The sequence below is a fragment of the Rhodococcus sp. 320_ES genome, assembly GCF_059691855.1.
Genome location: NZ_JCAWAG010000002.1, coordinates 174,546 through 191,272 on the forward strand (window position 1 = coordinate 174,546; position 16,727 = coordinate 191,272).

A 16,727-nucleotide genomic window follows, 5' to 3' on the forward strand; every position below is an offset into this window, starting at 1 on the left:
TCGCGGACGGTCAGGCGACGGGCGGGCGGCCTCCGGCCCCTCCGCTGTTGTTGCGGTTGGCCTTCTTGGCTGCGTCCTGCACCTTGTCGACCTTGTCGGCGTACTTGCCCTGCGTCTTCTTGTCGATCATGTCGCCGGCCTTGTCCACGGCCTTGTCGATCTTGTCCGAGTTCTGAGCGGCGGCGTTCTTGCCCTTGCCGATCAGTCCCTTGAGTGTGTCGGCAAAACCCATGACAGCTCCCTTGTCGATGTGGACAGGTCCCTCACGAGTGAACCAGGGACCCGCTGGGTGCAGATTCTACCTTCCTGCGGCTCGCCAGCCGATGGGCGATCTCCACCCCGACCGCTCCCGCGAGCCCGAGCAGCAGCGCCGTCGTGGTGGCCCCGACGTTCGACGGATCGAGCTCGAAGAAGCGACGCAACACGGGCACCGAGAACAGGATCAAGTATCCGGCGGCCGAGCCGACGAGAAGCACGATCTTCCACCACACGTACGGACGGGCCACGACGGCCAGAACCCACAGCGCGATCGTGATGAGAGTGATCAATGCGGTGGTGCCGGCCTGAGTCCGTTGCGCTGCCGTGGCGTCGGGGCCCGCGTACGCGATCAGGTAGGACACGAACGTCAACGTCCCGACGATCAGTCCCGACGGAACAGCGAGCCGTACGACACGTCCCACGAATCCCGAACGCGCGCACTCGTTGTTGGGCGCGAGCGAGAGCAGAAAGGCCGGAATGCCGATCGTGAACCACGCCGCGATCGTCACGTGTCGAGGAAGAAAGGGGTAGGGCAACGGGTCGAAGCCGAACAGCTGCGACAGTGGACCGGAGACGCCGACGAGGAATGCCAGCATCACCGAGTAGACCGTCTTGGTCAGGAACAGATTCGAGACGCGCTCGATGTTGCCGATCACGCGCCGCCCCTCCGCCACGACATGGGGAAGAGTGGCGAACTTGTTGTCCAGCAACACGATCTGCGCGACCGCGCGGGTGGCGGGGCTTCCCGATCCCATGGCGACACCGATGTCGGCATCCTTGAGCGCGAGCACGTCGTTGACGCCGTCACCGGTCATGGCCACCGTGTGCCCGCGTGACTGCAGTGCGGCCACCATGTCGCGCTTCTGGTCCGGGCGCACCCGTCCGAACGTCGTCGACTGCTCCAGAACACCGGCGAGTGCGTCGCGGTCGGCGGGCAGAGTGCGACCGTCCACCGCCTGCCCGCCGACGTCCAGGCCGAGCGAGCCGGCGACGGCGCCGACGGACGCCGCGTTGTCTCCCGAGATGACCTTGACCGCGACACCTTGAGACCCGAAGTACTCGAGTGTGTCTCGCGCATCGGGCCGCACCTTCTGCTCGAGCACGACGAGCGCCCGTGCGGTCACTCGGCCGGGCGCCGACGGAGCGTCGACCCGGTCGTCGGACGTGGCGAGAAGCAGAACACGCAGACCCGTCGACCCGAGTGTCTCTGCCGTGCGGGCGACCTCGTGGGCCGGATCGAGGAGGACATCCGGCGCTCCGAGAACCCAGTTTCCGTTCTCTCCGAACGAATATCCGCTCCACTTCTTGGCCGACGAAAAGGGCGCGACGGCCGTCTCGGTCCAGGCCGGGAGCTCGCCGAACGCCTCCGCGATCGCAGCGACGCTGGCGTTGGGCCGCGGATCCGCCGCGGCCGACGCAGCGAGTGCGAGAGGTACCTCGGACTCGTCGCCGGCCAGGACCCGAACGTCGGCGACCCGCATTCCGTTCGCGGTGAGGGTGCCGGTCTTGTCGGCACACACCGTGTCGACCCGTGCCAGACCTTCGATGGCCGGAAGTTCCTGCACCAGAGCATTTCTCTTGCCGAGCCGCACGACACCGACCGCGAAGGCAATGGACGTCAGCAGCACCAGTCCCTCGGGGACCATCGGAACCAGCGCCGCCACCATCCCGTTCAGCGCGGGCCGAATGCTCTCACCGCTGGCGAAGAGCTGGTTGTAGACGATGAGCAGGCCCGCCGGAACCATCAGGTAGGTGATGATCGTCAGAATGCGATCGATGCCGTTGCGCAGTTCGGACGCCACCAGGGTGAACTTGCTGGCCTCCTCGGCGAGTTTGGCCGCGTAGGCCTCGCCGCCGACTTTCGTCGCACGGTAGGCGCCGCCCCCGGACACGACGAAGCTGCCGGAAAGGAGTTGGTGCCCTTCCGTTTTGTGGACTGCGTCCGCTTCGCCCGTCAACAGGGATTCGTCGACCTCGAGGGCAGACGCCTCGATCACGTCACCGTCGACGACGATCTGATCGCCCGGCCCTAGCTCGATGACGTCGTCCTGAACCACCTCGTTCGGGGCGAGCTCGGACACCTGCCCGTCCCGTCGGACCGAGGGCTTGGCCGCGCTGACGATGGCCAGGGCGTCGAGCGTTCGTTTGGCGCGGATCTCCTGCACGATCCCGATGCCGCTGTTGGCGACGATCAGCAGCCCGAACATGCCGTCGACGATCGACCCGGTGGACAGGACGATCACGAGAAGGACGGTCAGGATCGCGTTGATGCGGGTGAAAACGTTGGCGCGCACGATGTCCGAGACACTGCGTCCGGCCCGATCAGGGACGTCGTTGGAGCGGCCGTCCCGTCGCCGCTCGGCCACTTCGGCGGACGTCAGGCCTCTCGACATACGGGACAGGCTCGCATATCGGACATGTCAGTTCAATTCCCACCACGGCTGCCGGTCGGAGCCGCGCGTGATGTCGACCCGCTGCCCCGGCATGGGGACGGTGACGTGGACCCCGCGAATCGTCGCCGCGTGGATCAACCGCTCGATGGGCTCCGCCCACGGGTGGAACGCGAGATTGAAGGTGGCCCAGTGCACCGGGATCACGATGCCTCGGCCGGCGTCGGTACCTTGCAGGTCCACGTGCGCCTGCACGGCCTCTTCGGGATTCATGTGGATGTCGCGCCACTGCTCGTTGTAGGCACCGACGGGAAGCAGCGTGACGTCGAACGGACCGTAGGACTCGCCGATCGTCGAAAATTGCGGCGTGTATCCCGTGTCGCCGCCGAAGAAGGCTCGGTGGTCGGGACCCGCGATGGACCACGACGCCCACTGCGTGGTGTCACGCACCAACCCGCGTCCGGAGAAGTGGCGCGCTTCCGTGCAGGTGAGGGTGAGGCCCGCGACGTCGGTGGCCTGATCCCAATCCAGTTCGACGATGCGGTTGTCGGGGACGTTCCACCGGCGCAGGTGCGAGCCGACCCCGAGCGGGACCACGAACGGCGCCGTCTGCGTGTCGAGAAGGATCTTGATGGTGTCACGGTCGAGATGGTCGTAATGGTCGTGCGAGATCAGAACGGCGTCGATCGGCGGGAGAGCTTCCGCCGCAACAGGAACCGGGTGCAGGCGCGCGGGACCCACCAGCGGCGACGGCGATACGCGGTTGCTCCACACCGGATCGGTGAGAACGCGTCGGCCGTCGATCTCGATCAGAACGGACGAGTGGCCGAACCAGGTGACGGCGATGTCGCCGGCCTCGGCGGGCGCGAGCGGGGTGGCGAGCGGGATCGGCCGCGGCGGACGGCCGTTGCGGCCCTGCGTGATCAGGTCCCGAAGAATCGTCGGGTCCGGTGTCGCCGCGGACGAGGGAAGCGAGTTCACGAACTTGCGGTTGCGATAGTGCGGCGACGCCGCGGCGTACGGCTGAATTCGGTTTCGCGAGGCACCGATCGCGGTCGGCAGGCCCCACGCGGCGCGCACCAGCCATGCGAGCCCGGCCGCGGCGAGAACAGTCGAGACGACGTTGCGTGGCTTCACACGGACCAGTTTAGAGGCGAACGCACCGAGTGCGCCCGGGCCACGTCAGGCCCGGGCGCACTCGACGGCGGAGACTACTGCTGAGCGGGCAGGATGTGCTCACCCGTCTTGTCTGTACTCAGCGACAGCGAACTGATGTACTGCTTCTCCCCGTTCGGTCCGGGGACGTTGGACAGCATCATGTCCGGGCGTTCGAACTCGACTCCGGACACCGCGCACATCAGCGTCGCGTCGGAGGGGTTTCCGTGCTCGTCGAACATCGGAAGGTCGATGCCGTCGTCGGTGCGCCGCAGGTAGTACTTGCCCTTGGTCGCCACGGCCAGGATCGGCGGCAGGACGATCGCCAGCACGAGGGCCACGATCGGCGAGTACGGCTTGATGGCCGAACCGAACACGCCGAAGAAGACGAGGATCGACAGGATTGCCGACGCGGCCATCGACCCGAAGCCCACCGGATTCACGTTGTAGAGCATGCCCCGACGGAACTCGGGAACCTTGGGCGAGAGCTTCAGGATGTACTTGTTGAACACGATGTCCGACGCCACCACGGCGATCCACGCGATACCGCAGTTGGCGTAGAACCCGAGGATGTTGTTCAGGAAGTCGAACATGTTGGCTTCCATCAGGATCAAGGCGATGGCCAGGTTGAACAGCACGAAGACCATCCGGCCCGGGTACGTCTTGGTGACGCGCGTGTAGGAGTTGGTCCACGCGAGCGACCCGGAGTAGGCGTTGGTCACGTTGATCTTGATCTGGCTGATCACTACGAGGATGACGGCGAGCGTCATGGCCAGCCATCCGGGCATGAAGTTCTCGTAGATCTCGAGGAACTGGTGCACCGGCTCGTTGGCGATGGAGGAGCCGTCGACCACGTTGGCGATCAGGTACACGGCGAGGAACAGGCCGACGACCTGCTTGAGAGCACCGAAGATGACCCACCCCGGTCCGGCGAGGAGCACTGCGGTCCACCATCGACGCTTGTTCTCGGGCGTCTTCGGGGGCATGAAGCGCAGGTAGTCGATCTGCTCGGCGATCTGCGCGATCAGCGAGAGGCACACGCCGGCGGCCAACATGACGGAGCCGAGGTTGACGCCCTTGCCCGCTTCTCCGTCCGCGCCGCCGTAGGCGAAGAACTGACCGACCGAATCCGGATTGCTGACGACCAGATAGACGAAGGGAAGCACCATCAGTATCAGCCACAGCGGCGTGGTCCAGACCTGCAGCTTGGCAAGAGCTTTCATGCCGTAGATGACCAGCGGGATGACCATCAGCGTCGATACCGCGTACCCGATGGGCAACGGAATGTTGAGGCCGAGTTCGAGACCCTGCGCCATGATCGAACCTTCGAGCGCGAAGAAGATGAAGGTGAACGTGGCGAAGATGACGTTGGTGACCACCGAGCCGTAGTACCCGAATCCGCTTCCGCGCGTGATCAAGTCGAGGTCGATGTTGTACCGGGCGGCGTAGTAGGCCAGCGGCAGACCGGTCAGGAAGATGACGACGGCGAAGACGAGAATTCCCCACAGCGCGTTGCCGGTGCCGTAGGAGATGCCGATGTTCGCACCGATAGCGAAGTCGGCGAGGTAGGCGATGCCACCGAGGGCCGACGTGGCGACGACACCGGTACCCCACTTGCGATAACTGCGGGGCGCGAAACGAAGCGTGTAATCTTCGAGGGTCTCCTTGAGTGCGGTGTGTTCACTCGCGGTCAACGGCTTTGCCGCACCGGAGGTCCCGTCGTCCACTGCTGTCATATGAGTGCGGTCCTTGTCTCTACGCGATGCGCTGTGCGCATGGGCGGTCCTGTGATGCACGACGACGCTAGAGACGGTGTGTTTCGACCTTGTGGTCCGTTTGTGTCGAGCGAGTAACGAACACCACAGGCGGAGCGCCGCGTTCGACCTTCTTCTATGTAGGTTAGGCTTGCCTCTCCACACGACGTAGAGGTGACAATGAAGAGACGTACGGCCGCCCTGTGCGCAGTCCTGACCACAGCGGCACTCCTGACCGCCTGTGGCTCCGGCGACGAGGCTTCCGCTCCCGGCGCGGACGCGTCGTCGGGCGCGTTCCCCGTGACCATCGAGAACACCTTCGGCTCGACGACCATCGAGACCAAGCCACAGCGGATCGTGACCCTCGGCGGCGAGGACGCGGTGTACGCGCTCGGCGAGAAGCCCGTCGGCCAACTGCGCATCACCTACGGCAACACCGAGGCTGGCGTATACCCCTGGAACGAAAGCTATTTCGACCCGTCGGTGACCACACTTCTCGACAACACGACCTCGCTCCCCTACGAGGCCATCGCCGCGCTCGATCCCGACGTGATTCTTGCTCCGTATCAGGGCTTCGACGAAACCGCGTACAACACACTCAGTGCCATCGCGCCGACCGTCGCCTACCCCGACAAGCCGTGGCAGACCACGTGGCAGGACCAGACGTTGATCGTCGGTCAGGCCCTCGGCAAGACCGACGAAGCGAAGGCGGCCGTGGCGCAGTCGCAGAAGGCCATAACCGACACGGCCGCAGCACATCCCGAATTCGCCGGCAAGAGCGCCAGCGTCGTCTCCTTCTACGGTGGAGCGCTCGCTGCATATCTACCGGGCGACCCGCGCGTGAAACTGATCGAGGAACTTGGTTTCACGACGCCGCCCGGGATCGACGAACTGGCGGCCACCAAGGACGACTTCTACATCGACGTGGCACCGGAACTCATCGGCAAGGTCGACGCCGACGTGATCCTGGCCTACGATGACGGCACCACCTACGCATCGACTCCGTCCGTCGCGGGACTCGGTGCGGTACAACGCGGCTCGGTGGCGAAGCTGGACGACACCCAGTTGATCGCCGGTCTCGGACTGCCGACGGTGCTGTCCATTCCGTGGGCTCTGGACCGGACCGTTCCGACACTCGCGACGGCGGCGGCCGCAGCCTAACTGCCGGTGAAGACGGCCGGCCGCTTCTCGAGTCGGGCGTTACGGGCCTCGACCGCGTCCTTGCTTCCCCACGCCGCCTCGTAGGCGGCGCGCTGAATGTCGTTGGGCGGGTCGAGGCTTCCGTCGTCGTTGAAGACCAACTTCAGGTGGCGCAGCGTCAGCGGGGCGAGGTCGCCGATCGACTTCGCCCACTCCAAAGCGACGTCGAGGCCGCCGATCTTGTTGGCCAGGCCACACGCGAAAGCCTGCTCGGCGCCCACTCTTTCGGCACCCATCAGGATGGTCCTCGCAACCCCGCCGCCGGCTACCTCGGTGAGGCGCCGGACGGTCCAGTTGTCCACGGCGATACCGAGTTTCGTCACCGGTATCGCGAGAAACGCATCGGGCGCAACCACTCTGAGGTCCGAAGCGATCGCGAGCTGAACTCCCGCACCGACGGCAGGTCCGTTCACGGCAGCGATGACCGGAATCGCCGCAGCACTCACCGCTCGCATCAGTCCGATCAACGCCGCGGGGAATTCGGACGGGATCTCGTCTCCGGAGAGGTCTGCTCCGGCGCAGAAGCTGGTGCCCTGTCCGGTCAGCACGATCACGCGCACGCCGTCGGCCTCTGCACCTTCGACCGCAGTCCGGATGTCGTTGCACAGACCGGTGTTCAGAGCGTTGCGGCGGTCCTCCCGCTGGAGCTCGATCGTCAGGACGTGGCCGTCTCGAGTGATTCCGATGTTCATCGGTAAGGCCCACTTTCGTCACAGGCAGGGTCTCTGCGAACCTACCTGCATGAAACGCGTCGTCGTCATCGGGGCAGGCCAGGCGGGCCTGTCGGCTGCCTATCACCTTCGGCGGGCCGGACTGACGCCGTTCGAGGAGTACGTCGTGCTCGACGGAGCACCGGGTCCAGGCGGTGCGTGGCAGTTTCGGTGGCCGTCGCTGACGTTGAAAACGGTCAACGGTGTGCACGATCTACCCGGCATGGAATTCGCCGAAACCCTCGAGCCGGGCACCAATCCGGACCGTGTTCCGGCTTCGGTGGCAGTTCCCGAGTATTTCGCCGAATACGAAAGGCGATTCGATCTTCCCGTGCAGCGACCGGCAAAGGTTTCCGTCGTGTGCGATCGGATCGAGCACTTCTCGATCGAGATCGGAACCGACGTCGTGCACACGCGCGGCATCATCAATGCGACCGGCACCTGGGAGCAACCGTTCGTTCCGCGCTATCCCGGTATGGAGACGTTCACGGGTCGGCAGATGCACACGAAGAACTACCGAACGGCCGAGGAGTTCCGCGGCAAGCACGTCGTCGTGGTCGGAGGCGGCATCTCTGCCGTCCAACTTCTCGACGAGATCTCGACCGTCACGACCACGACCTGGGTCACCCGGCGCGAGCCCGTGTGGCTGGACCGCGACTTCACGCCCGAGGTCGGACGCGAGGCGGTGGCAATGGTGGAGGACCGGGTGCGTCGCGGACTTCCGCCGGGCTCTGTGGTGTCGGTAACCGGCCTGATTCTGACGCCGAGCCTGGCCGCCGCCCGCGACCGCGGCGCTTTACGGCGGCTACCGATGTTCGACCGGGTGACACCGTCCGGCGTCGAATGGAACGACGGCTCAGCCGTTGGCGCCGACGTCATTCTGTGGGCCACCGGTTTCCGCAGCGCCCTCGACCACCTGGCCCCGCTACACCTGCGAGGACCCGGCGGCGGCATCACCATGACCGGCCGACTCGCCACACAGGTCGAGCGGAACCCCAAGATTCATCTGCTCGGCTACGGGCCGTCGGCCAGCACGATCGGCGCCAATCGCGCGGGGCGGGCGGCGGTGCAGGAATTACTTCCCCTGGTGTGAGGTCATACTTGCCTGCGTGAGTGCCGTTCTGCGTGTCGACGATCTTTCCGCCTACCGCGGTGACCGACCACTGTTCGAGGGCCTGGAGCTCACGGTGGGGCCGGGCGAGGTGTTCGGGCTGGTCGGGGCGAACGGCGCAGGCAAGTCGACGCTGTTGACCGAGCTCGCCGGCACGGGAACAGCGGAGACCACCGGCTCGGTATCACTCACCCCACCCGATGCCACCGTCGGGTACCTCGCACAGGAGGTCACCCGCGTCGACGGCGAGAGCGTGTTCCGGTTCCTCGAGCGACGAACCGGAGTGCACGACGCCGAGGTCGCCATGAACTCCGCCGCCGAATCGCTCGGCTCGTCCGACTCGGACGAAGATGCGTACACACCGGCACTCGAGCGGTGGCTGGCCCTCGGCGGCGCCGACCTGCCGGAGCGCGCGGGCAAAGTGTTGGCCGACCTGGGATTCGACGTCGGAGTCGATGTCGCGATGTCGTCGCTCTCCGGCGGTCAAGCCGCACGCGCCGGGCTGGCGGCCGTGCTCCTCGCCCGATACGACGTCCTGCTGCTCGACGAACCCACCAACGATCTGGACCTGGCCGGACTGGAGCGCCTCGAGCGGTTCGTGGTCGAGACGGACTGTGCGCTGGTGGTGGTCAGTCACGATCGTGAGTTTCTGGCACGGACGGTCACGGGGATCGTCGAACTCGATCTCGCACAGCAGCAGATCGCGGTGTACGACGGCGGATACGAGGCGTACCTGGTCGAGCGGGAAGTCGCCCGCCAGCACGCCCGCGAAGAATTCGAGGAGTTCGCCGACACCAAGGCAGGCCTCGAGGATCGCATTCGCATGCAACGCAATTGGCTCGAACACGGTGTCCGCAACGCTCGTCGAAAGTCCAAGGACAACGACAAGATCGGGCGTAAGTTCCGCGCCGAAGCCACCGAGAAGCAGGCCGCCAAAGCGCGGCAGACGCAGCGACGCATCGAACGACTCGACGTCGTGGAGGAGCCCCGCAAGGAATGGGAGCTGCGGATGGAGATCGCCGCCGCTCCCCGAAGCGGAACCGTCGTGAGTTCGCTGAACCATGTTGTGGTCGAACGTGATTCCTTCACGCTGGGACCGGTGACGACGCAGATCGACGCCGGCGATCGCGTACTCGTGACCGGCCCCAACGGATCCGGTAAATCGACACTGCTGTCGGTGATACTCGGCCGCCTCACCCCCGACTCCGGCTCGGCCACCCTGGGTTCCGGGGTGGCGGTCGGTGAAATCGATCAGGCGCGAGCCGCATTCGCAGGGTCCAGTTCGCTGGCCGACGCCTTCTCCGCCGCAGTGCCCGACTGGACCGAAGCCGACGTGCGCACACTGCTCGCCAAGTTCGGGTTGCGCGGCGACAACGCGCTGCGCCCCTCGCACTCGCTGTCCCCCGGTGAGCGGACCCGCGCAGGCCTGGCGTTGCTCCAGGCGCGCGGAGTGAACTTGCTGGTGCTCGACGAACCGACCAACCACCTCGACCTGCCCGCCATCGAGCAACTCGAATCGGCCCTCGACTCGTTCGACGGCACACTGCTCCTGGTGACGCACGATCGACGGATGCTGTCCTCGGTGCGCAGTACGCGGCACTGGGTTCTCGACAGCGGAAGGCTGGCCGAGGGGTAGGTGGGGCTCCGCCCCCTGTGCGCGAATTAGTGCCCTCCAGGGGCGGAATTCGCGCACGGCAAAGTGGGGGCGCCGCACGATTCGGGGTGCACCAGTTTCGGGCACTCCGGTTCGCTTCGCACACTCGCAATCGGCGGTGCCCGTGACGATCCGAGGTGCGCGGGCCTCGGGCACCCCGGTTCGCGTGATCGACGGACCCCCGCTGTGCGCGAATTACTGCCCTTCAGGGGCGGAATTCGCGCACCGGGGGTCGGGTCCACTGCGGAGCAAATCAGAAGATCTCACCAGCACATCGTCACCCCCATTGACACTTCGTTGGGTTTATACAACAATTTGATGCATGAGCCCCGTACGCAAAGGGGAAACGCTCCCCATCTACAACCGCATCGGAGTGCTGCGGGCAGAGCGGCGCATGACGCGAGCCCAGCTCGCGGAACTGGTGGAGGTGAACCCCCAGACGGTGGGCGCGCTCGAACGTGGCGACCACTACCCCAGCCTCGACCTCGCGATGCGCATCTGCGACGTGTTCGGTCTCCCGATCGAAGCAGTGTTCTCACGAACGGAACTCGGGCCCCTGTCGGCCGAGGTCTACGGACGACCCCATCAGGAAGGCGAACGATGAGCGATTCGATGAGCGTGTTCGACCGATACCAGGAACGGCGAACCCGGAGCTATCTGAAGCAACGGGCCACGACCGCGTCCTACTTCCCCCGCCTGCGGACCAAGCAGCGACGACGGCAACTCGTACTGGGTCTGGCCCTGGTTTTCGCGACGATGATGGTAACGGGCGTGGTCGCTGCCTTCGACCCGACCATCGGAATCGTCGTGTTCGCCGCCGCATGCCTGGCGACTCTGCCGCTCTGGACGACGCTTCAGATCGTCTCCGATCAGCGCGGCGATTCACCGACCGGCGCGCTGGACGAATGGGAGCTGGCCGAACGCAACAAGGCACGCTCCCTGGCGTTGTCGATCACGCAGGGAATCACCCTCGTTCCGGCCTTCTACCTCTACCTCGGATCGCAGTGGCTCGACGACCCCGGCCGCGCCCTGGCCGCATCCGGGGCGATCCTCGTCCTCGCCTGCCTCTTCGTCGGTGGCTGCAGTCCCACCATGATACTCGGCTGGACGCGGGACGACCCTGACCCCGAAGACACTGTCTGACAACCCTGCTCGACGAAAGGACCGCCATGACGACCCTGACCATCGACGATGTCCACAAACGATACGGCTCCACCGTCGCCCTGGACGGGGTGAGTTTTGAAGTCCGTCCCGGTGAACTGTTCGGCTTCGTCGGCAGCAACGGCGCCGGCAAGACCACCACCATGCGCATCGCCCTGGGCGTGCTGGCCGCGGACTCGGGTGAAGTTCGGATCGACGACAAGCCGGTCGATCTCGACGTCCGGCGCACCATCGGGTACATGCCCGAGGAGCGCGGCCTGTACCCGAAGATGAAGGTGGGCGCGCAGCTGACCTATCTGGCCGAGCTGCACGGACTTTCGCCGTCGGATGCGAAGGACGCAACCGCGACGTGGACGCAGCGGCTGGGCATTTCCGAGCGGGTGAACGATACCGTCGACTCGTTGTCCCTCGGAAACCAGCAGCGTGTGCAGCTGGCGGCTGCGCTCGTTCACGACCCCGCCGTGCTCGTGCTCGACGAGCCGTTCTCCGGCCTTGACCCCGTGGCCGTCGACGTGATGAGCGACGTTCTGCTGGAGAAGGCGAAAACCGGAGTGCCGGTGATCTTCTCCTCGCACCAGCTCGAGCTGGTTCAACGACTGTGCGACCGCGTCGGCATCATCGCCGCGGGCAAGATGCGCGCGGTCGGAACCGTCGACGAATTGCGCGGCCACGGTGGTCGACGCCTCGAAGTCGTTGCCCCCAAGGCGGAGCCGGGGTGGGCGTCGTCGATCACCGGCGTCTCGATGATCGGCCACGAAGGCGACCGCACGGTCCTGGATCTGGACGAAGGCGCCGACGATCAGGTCGTGCTGGCCGCCGCTCTGGCCACCGGACCGGTCCACGAGTTCTCGATCACCAAACCGTCCCTGACCGAACTCTTCCGAGAGGTAGTCGCATGAACAGCACCCGCACAGTCGCCCTGATTGCCAAGCGCGAGTTCGACGTTCAGGTTCGCAAGAAAAGTTTCATTGTCTCCAACATCATCATCGTCGCGGTCATCGTCATCGGAATCGTGGCGTACTCGATCTTCTCCGGCAGCGGCGACGACGATCGCCCCGTCGTGGGACTCGTGGGCGGAGGTGAACTGTCGCAGACGATTACTGCGGTCGGAGATCAGATCGGCACTCCGGTGGACGTCCGCGAGCTCCCCGACGCCGACTCCGCACGGGAGAGCGTCACGTCCGGCGACGTCGACGTGGCCCTCCTGCCGTCCGCGGACGGATCGGCCACGGCACTCACCGAGTCCGACATCGATCCGACGCTGAAAGCAATTCTCGACAGCGCCACGGCGTCGAGCGCGCAGTCGGCCGCTCTGACCCGTCTCGGGGTCGACCCGGCCGAACTCGCCTCGGTCACGGCCGGTTCCGTCGTCACCGTCGAAGCCATCGATCCACCGGACCCGGAGAAGGGGCAGCGCACCGCGCTGAGCCTCGTCGCGGTGTTCCTGCTCTACGGGCAGATCATCGGTTTCGGCACGTACGTGGCGATGGGCGTCGTGGAAGAGAAGTCGTCCCGCGTGGTCGAGTTGCTGCTCTCCACCGTTCGTCCGTTGCAACTGTTGTGGGGCAAGATCATCGGTATCGGAGCCGTCGGCCTGGTTCAGCTGCTCGCCTACGGCGTCGCCGGTATCGGCGCAGGACTGGGTACCGGAACTCTCACCGTCACCTCGACGGCCGTCTCCGTGTTCGCCGGAACACTCGGCTGGTTCATTCTGGGCTTCGCATTCTTCGCCGTGCTGTACGCCGCCGGCGGATCGCTGGTTTCGCGCCAGGAAGACGTGAATTCGACGACCATGCCGCTGCTGATTCTGATCATGTTGATGTTCTTCAGCGCCTTCTACTCGATCAACGACCCCGAGGGCACGTTGCCGACTGTCCTGAGTTGGATACCGCCGTTCTCCGCCATTCTCATGCCGCTGCGCATCGCGGCCGGAGTTGCGCCGATCTACCAGATCGTGGGAACGATCGTGTTGATGCTCGTCGCCACCGCGGCGCTGGCATGGGTGAGTGCGCGCGTCTACCAGCGCTCGATTCTGCGCATCGGTAAAACCGTGTCGTGGAAGGAGGCCCTGAAGGCATGACGGCACCCGTAGTCTCCTGATCGTGTCTTCTCGAACGTCGGCTGCCAGAACCTCCGCTGAAACCATTCGAACCGCCATTCTCGACCCGAGTTCCTACCGGTCCTGGGACACCGAACCGGTCGACGTGGCGCCGAACGCGAGTTATCGCGCCGACCTCGCGACAGCACGGGAGAGAAGCGGGGTGGACGAAGCCGTACTGACCGGCGAGGGAACCGTCCGCGGTCGTCGGGTCGCGTTGGTGGCGTGCGAATTCTCGTTTCTCGCAGGTTCCATCGGTGTGGCCGCCGCCGAACGCATCACCGCTGCCGTCGAGCGCGCGACCGCGGAACGGCTCCCGCTGCTGGCTTCTCCCACCTCGGGTGGAACCCGAATGCAGGAGGGCACACTGGCGTTCGTGCAGATGGTGAAGATCGCTGCCGCCGTCACCGCTCACAAGCAGCAGGGTCTCCCCTACCTGGTGTATCTCCGAAACCCCACGACCGGAGGCGTTTTCGCGTCGTGGGGATCGCTCGGTCACATCACGGTCGCCGAGCCGGGGGCGTTGATCGGGTTCCTCGGCCCCCGGGTCTACGAGGCGCTCTACGGCGAGAAGTTTCCCGACGGTGTCCAGACCGCCGAGAACCTCTATCGGTGCGGCGTCATCGACGGTGTGGTGCCACTGTCGCAACTGCGACGGCTTCTGCATCGCGCGCTCACGGTGCTGTGCAGCCCTCCGCAGCCCAGCCGAGTGCTGGAAGTGCCGGTCGATCAGTTCGTCGACGACGACGTCGATGCGTGGGAGTCGATAGGCATCAGCCGCCGCACGGACCGTCATGGAGTGCGAGAGTTGCTGCGCTACTGCGCCACCGAGCAGATTCCGCTGAGTGGCACCGGACGCGGCGACACCGACAGCACCGTGCTGCTGTCCATGGCGCGCTTTCGCGGCGAGCCCTGTGTGGTCTTCGGTCAGGACCGCAGCGGGCAGACTGCCACCCACACGATGGGTCCAGCTGCTCTTCGGGAGGCGCGCCGTGGGATGTACCTCGCCGAGGAGCTGGGACTGCCGCTCGTCCTCGTGATCGACACGCTCGGTGCGTCCCTGTCTCGCGAAGCCGAGGAAGACGGCCTCGCACCCGAGATAGCCCGGTGCATTTCGACTCTCGTCCTGCTGAAGACTCCGACAGTGTCCGTGATTCTAGGGCAGGGAACCGGCGGCGGTGCGCTCGCGCTGCTGCCGGCCGACCGCGTGATCGCGGCTCAGCACGGATGGTTGGCGCCACTTCCACCCGAGGGCGCCAGCGCCATCGTCCACCGCGACACCGACCACGCGGCCGACATGGCGAGAGCGCAAGGTGTGCGCGCGATCGACCTCCGTAGCAGCGGAATCGTCGACACGATCGTCGCCGAAGGCCCCGACTGGATCCGGGCGATGGGCGTCGCCGTCGCCCGTGAATTGACGTCCGTGCGAGCGGTTCCCGCGGCTGCGAGACAGGCCACCCGTCTCGGCCGGTTCCGGGCGCTCGGCACTGGTCCGTCGCCGGGCTGATCGCGTGTAACGCCACCGAAACGACGGCCTCCTATTCTGCGCCTATGACCAGCAGCTCCGTCGCCAGCACCGACAGGCCCCTCGGCACCGGCCTCGACATCTCCGGCCTGGGCAAGACCTTCACGATGGGGCGACGGTCGGTGACCGCGCTCGAGGACGTGAACCTCAGAACCAGCGAGGGCGCGTTCTTGTCCCTCCTCGGACCGTCGGGCTGCGGAAAGTCGACCGTCCTGCGCATCCTCGCGGGCCTGGACACCCCGACCACCGGTACGACACTGATCAACGGGCAGTCGCCGAGCGAGATCCGCAAGGACCACGAGCTCGGCATCGCGTTCCAGGACTCGGCGCTGCTGCCGTGGCGCACCGTGCTGGCCAACATCAAGCTTCCCTTGCAGGTCGCGGGCATCACCCCCGACAACGCGCAGATCGCGGACCTGGTCAAGCTCGTCGGCCTCGAGGGGTTCGAGAAGGCGAAGCCGGCGCAGCTGTCGGGCGGCATGCGTCAGCGCGTGTCGATCGCCCGCGCACTCGTCGTCAAGCCGACCGTTCTGCTGCTCGACGAGCCGTTCGGCGCGTTGGACGACATGACTCGTCAGCGTCTGAACTTGGAGTTGCTGCGCATCTGGACCGAGAAGCCCGCGACGACCCTGATGGTGACCCACGGTATCGCCGAGGCAGTGTTCCTCTCGGACGTCGTGGCCGTCATGAGTCCGCGGCCCGGCCGCATTCTCGAAGTGGTGAACATCGATCTGCCGCGACCCCGCACTCCGGACATGATGCGCTCACCCGAGTTTCACAAGATTCACGACTATCTGTCGGGGCTGCTGTTCGGCACCGGGCCGGGCGAGGGCGTCGCATGACCGCGGTGCTCGAGGCCCCTCCGACACCGTCGACCCGGCGATCGTTCGGCCGACCGACGTGGCTCGGCGGACTGATCGGCATCGTCGGCCTCGTCGCCGTGTGGTGGGTGATCGCCGCAGCGGGCGTGGGCGGCGGAACGATTCCGTCTCCCGCCACGGTCGTCAGCACGATGTTCGACGACGGATGGTCGCTCTACGGTCCGAACTTCTCTATCACCGCGCAGGGGGCGTTCAAGGGATTCGTATACGGGAACCTGCTCGCCATCGTCCTCGCCGTGCTCGTGATCTTGATTCCGCCGATCGAGTCTCTCGCAACGCAATTGGCGATCCTGAGCTACTGCACCCCACTCCTCGCGCTGGGTCCGATCATCCTCGTGGTGTTCGGTGGGCGGACACCGACGGTGTTCCTCGCCGGCATGTACTGCTTCTTCACCACCATGGTCGGCACGCTCTCCGGACTGCGTTCCGCGGACACGGCGAGCCTCGACCTCGTCGCCGCCTACGGCGGTGGCCGCTGGCAGAAGTTCCGGCGCGTTCAGCTGATCGCCGCACTTCCCGCCACGTTCGCCGCTCTCAAGATCGCTGCTCCCGCAGCGGTTCTCGGCGCCATTCTCGGTGAGTACCTCGGCGGCGTCGACAGCGGTATCGGCGTTGCGCTCACGGCGGCGCAGAACTCGTTCAACATCCCGCGGACGTGGGGGATGGCGCTGGCGGCAGCCCTTCTCGCCGGACTGGGATATCTGATCGTGTCGGTGATCGCACGCATCGTCACGCCGTGGACGTCGGGAGCGAAGCAGTGACCGACCTCCGCCCCTCGCGCACCGAATCGGCGTACGGCGCGGGCCGTTCCATCGTCGGGTTTCTCGTTC

General features: G+C 65.9%; 15 protein-coding genes. 10 read left to right on the top strand and 5 right to left on the bottom strand.

All coding sequences use genetic code 11. From position 1 onward, the window contains the following. Positions 1–10: 10 nt before the first annotated feature. The 4 genes from AC59JP_RS07525 to AC59JP_RS07540 form a co-directional block, all read right to left on the bottom strand. The gene (locus AC59JP_RS07525; RefSeq protein ID WP_497325112.1) at positions 11–232 is read right to left on the bottom strand and encodes an antitoxin; all 222 of its coding nucleotides are present in this window, start codon (positions 230–232) and stop codon (positions 11–13) included. Between the two features lie 31 nt (positions 233–263). Next, positions 264–2,651: an HAD-IC family P-type ATPase gene (locus AC59JP_RS07530; protein WP_497325113.1), complete on the bottom strand. Its 2,388-nt coding sequence runs from the start codon at positions 2,649–2,651 to the stop codon at positions 264–266. A 27-nt stretch (positions 2,652–2,678) separates the two neighbouring features. Beyond that, positions 2,679–3,785, bottom strand: a complete 1,107-nt coding sequence (locus AC59JP_RS07535; protein ID WP_497325114.1) for an MBL fold metallo-hydrolase — start codon at positions 3,783–3,785, stop codon at positions 2,679–2,681. A 74-nt stretch (positions 3,786–3,859) separates the two neighbouring features. Beyond that, positions 3,860–5,539: a purine-cytosine permease family protein gene (locus AC59JP_RS07540; RefSeq protein WP_497325115.1), complete on the bottom strand. Its 1,680-nt coding sequence runs from the start codon at positions 5,537–5,539 to the stop codon at positions 3,860–3,862. A gap of 198 nt (positions 5,540–5,737) precedes the next feature. Between AC59JP_RS07540 and AC59JP_RS07545 the strand changes: the two genes are divergently transcribed. Then, entirely contained in the window at positions 5,738–6,718 is a 981-nt protein-coding gene (locus AC59JP_RS07545; RefSeq protein WP_497325116.1) for an iron-siderophore ABC transporter substrate-binding protein, read from the top strand. Here AC59JP_RS07545 and AC59JP_RS07550 read toward each other — a convergent pair. Continuing rightward, positions 6,715–7,449, bottom strand: coding sequence for an enoyl-CoA hydratase (locus AC59JP_RS07550; RefSeq protein WP_497325117.1), 735 nt, complete (start codon positions 7,447–7,449; stop codon positions 6,715–6,717). The two genes, AC59JP_RS07545 and AC59JP_RS07550, sit on opposite strands and share 4 nt — an antisense overlap. A 49-nt stretch (positions 7,450–7,498) precedes the next feature. On the opposite strand from AC59JP_RS07550, the gene AC59JP_RS07555 reads away from it, so the two are divergent. The 9 genes from AC59JP_RS07555 to AC59JP_RS07595 all read left to right on the top strand — a co-directional run bounded on the left by AC59JP_RS07555 (position 7,499) and on the right by AC59JP_RS07595 (position 16,658). Beyond that, positions 7,499–8,560, top strand: coding sequence for a flavin-containing monooxygenase (locus AC59JP_RS07555; protein WP_497325118.1), 1,062 nt, complete (start codon positions 7,499–7,501; stop codon positions 8,558–8,560). A 16-nt stretch (positions 8,561–8,576) separates the two neighbouring features. Next, a complete protein-coding gene (locus AC59JP_RS07560; protein WP_497325119.1) occupies positions 8,577–10,214 on the top strand; it encodes an ABC-F family ATP-binding cassette domain-containing protein in 1,638 nt (545 codons plus the stop codon). A gap of 340 nt (positions 10,215–10,554) precedes the next feature. After that, positions 10,555–10,836: a helix-turn-helix transcriptional regulator gene (locus tag AC59JP_RS07565; protein ID WP_497325120.1), complete on the top strand. Its 282-nt coding sequence runs from the start codon at positions 10,555–10,557 to the stop codon at positions 10,834–10,836. Then, positions 10,833–11,375 carry a hypothetical protein gene (locus AC59JP_RS07570; RefSeq protein ID WP_497325122.1) on the top strand — a complete coding sequence of 181 codons (543 nt, stop codon included), beginning with the start codon at positions 10,833–10,835 and terminating at the stop codon, positions 11,373–11,375. The genes AC59JP_RS07565 and AC59JP_RS07570 overlap by 4 nt, the downstream gene beginning before the upstream one ends. Positions 11,376–11,401: 26 nt before the next feature. Then, a complete protein-coding gene (locus AC59JP_RS07575) occupies positions 11,402–12,292 on the top strand; it encodes an ABC transporter ATP-binding protein (protein WP_497325123.1) in 891 nt (296 codons plus the stop codon). Continuing rightward, positions 12,289–13,473: an ABC transporter permease gene (locus AC59JP_RS07580; RefSeq protein WP_497325124.1), complete on the top strand. Its 1,185-nt coding sequence runs from the start codon at positions 12,289–12,291 to the stop codon at positions 13,471–13,473. Before AC59JP_RS07575 ends, AC59JP_RS07580 begins: the two co-directional genes overlap by 4 nt. A gap of 22 nt (positions 13,474–13,495) precedes the next feature. Continuing rightward, positions 13,496–14,998: a carboxyl transferase domain-containing protein gene (locus AC59JP_RS07585; protein ID WP_497325125.1), complete on the top strand. Its 1,503-nt coding sequence runs from the start codon at positions 13,496–13,498 to the stop codon at positions 14,996–14,998. Positions 14,999–15,042: 44 nt separating this feature from the next. Beyond that, positions 15,043–15,858 (top strand): ABC transporter ATP-binding protein, encoded by an 816-nt coding sequence (locus AC59JP_RS07590; protein ID WP_497325126.1) that lies wholly within the window; start codon positions 15,043–15,045, stop codon positions 15,856–15,858. After that, the gene (locus AC59JP_RS07595) at positions 15,855–16,658 is read left to right on the top strand and encodes an ABC transporter permease (RefSeq protein ID WP_497325127.1); all 804 of its coding nucleotides are present in this window, start codon (positions 15,855–15,857) and stop codon (positions 16,656–16,658) included. The genes AC59JP_RS07590 and AC59JP_RS07595 overlap by 4 nt, the downstream gene beginning before the upstream one ends. The last annotated feature ends 69 nt before the right edge of the window (positions 16,659–16,727 follow it).

Bases quoted from the DNA above. Each gene is read 5' to 3' on its own strand.
- AC59JP_RS07525 (WP_497325112.1), bottom strand. From the start codon at position 232: ATGGGTTTTGCCGACACACTCAAGGGACTGATCGGCAAGGGCAAGAAC.
- AC59JP_RS07530 (WP_497325113.1), bottom strand. From the start codon at position 2,651: ATGTCGAGAGGCCTGACGTCCGCCGAAGTGGCCGAGCGGCGACGGGAC.
- AC59JP_RS07540 (WP_497325115.1), bottom strand. From the start codon at position 5,539: ATGACAGCAGTGGACGACGGGACCTCCGGTGCGGCAAAGCCGTTGACC.
- AC59JP_RS07545 (WP_497325116.1), top strand. From the start codon at position 5,738: ATGAAGAGACGTACGGCCGCCCTGTGCGCAGTCCTGACCACAGCGGCA.
- AC59JP_RS07550 (WP_497325117.1), bottom strand. From the start codon at position 7,449: ATGAACATCGGAATCACTCGAGACGGCCACGTCCTGACGATCGAGCTC.
- AC59JP_RS07555 (WP_497325118.1), top strand. From the start codon at position 7,499: ATGAAACGCGTCGTCGTCATCGGGGCAGGCCAGGCGGGCCTGTCGGCT.
- AC59JP_RS07565 (WP_497325120.1), top strand. From the start codon at position 10,555: ATGAGCCCCGTACGCAAAGGGGAAACGCTCCCCATCTACAACCGCATC.
- AC59JP_RS07570 (WP_497325122.1), top strand. From the start codon at position 10,833: ATGAGCGATTCGATGAGCGTGTTCGACCGATACCAGGAACGGCGAACC.
- AC59JP_RS07575 (WP_497325123.1), top strand. From the start codon at position 11,402: ATGACGACCCTGACCATCGACGATGTCCACAAACGATACGGCTCCACC.
- AC59JP_RS07580 (WP_497325124.1), top strand. From the start codon at position 12,289: ATGAACAGCACCCGCACAGTCGCCCTGATTGCCAAGCGCGAGTTCGAC.
- AC59JP_RS07590 (WP_497325126.1), top strand. From the start codon at position 15,043: ATGACCAGCAGCTCCGTCGCCAGCACCGACAGGCCCCTCGGCACCGGC.
- AC59JP_RS07595 (WP_497325127.1), top strand. From the start codon at position 15,855: ATGACCGCGGTGCTCGAGGCCCCTCCGACACCGTCGACCCGGCGATCG.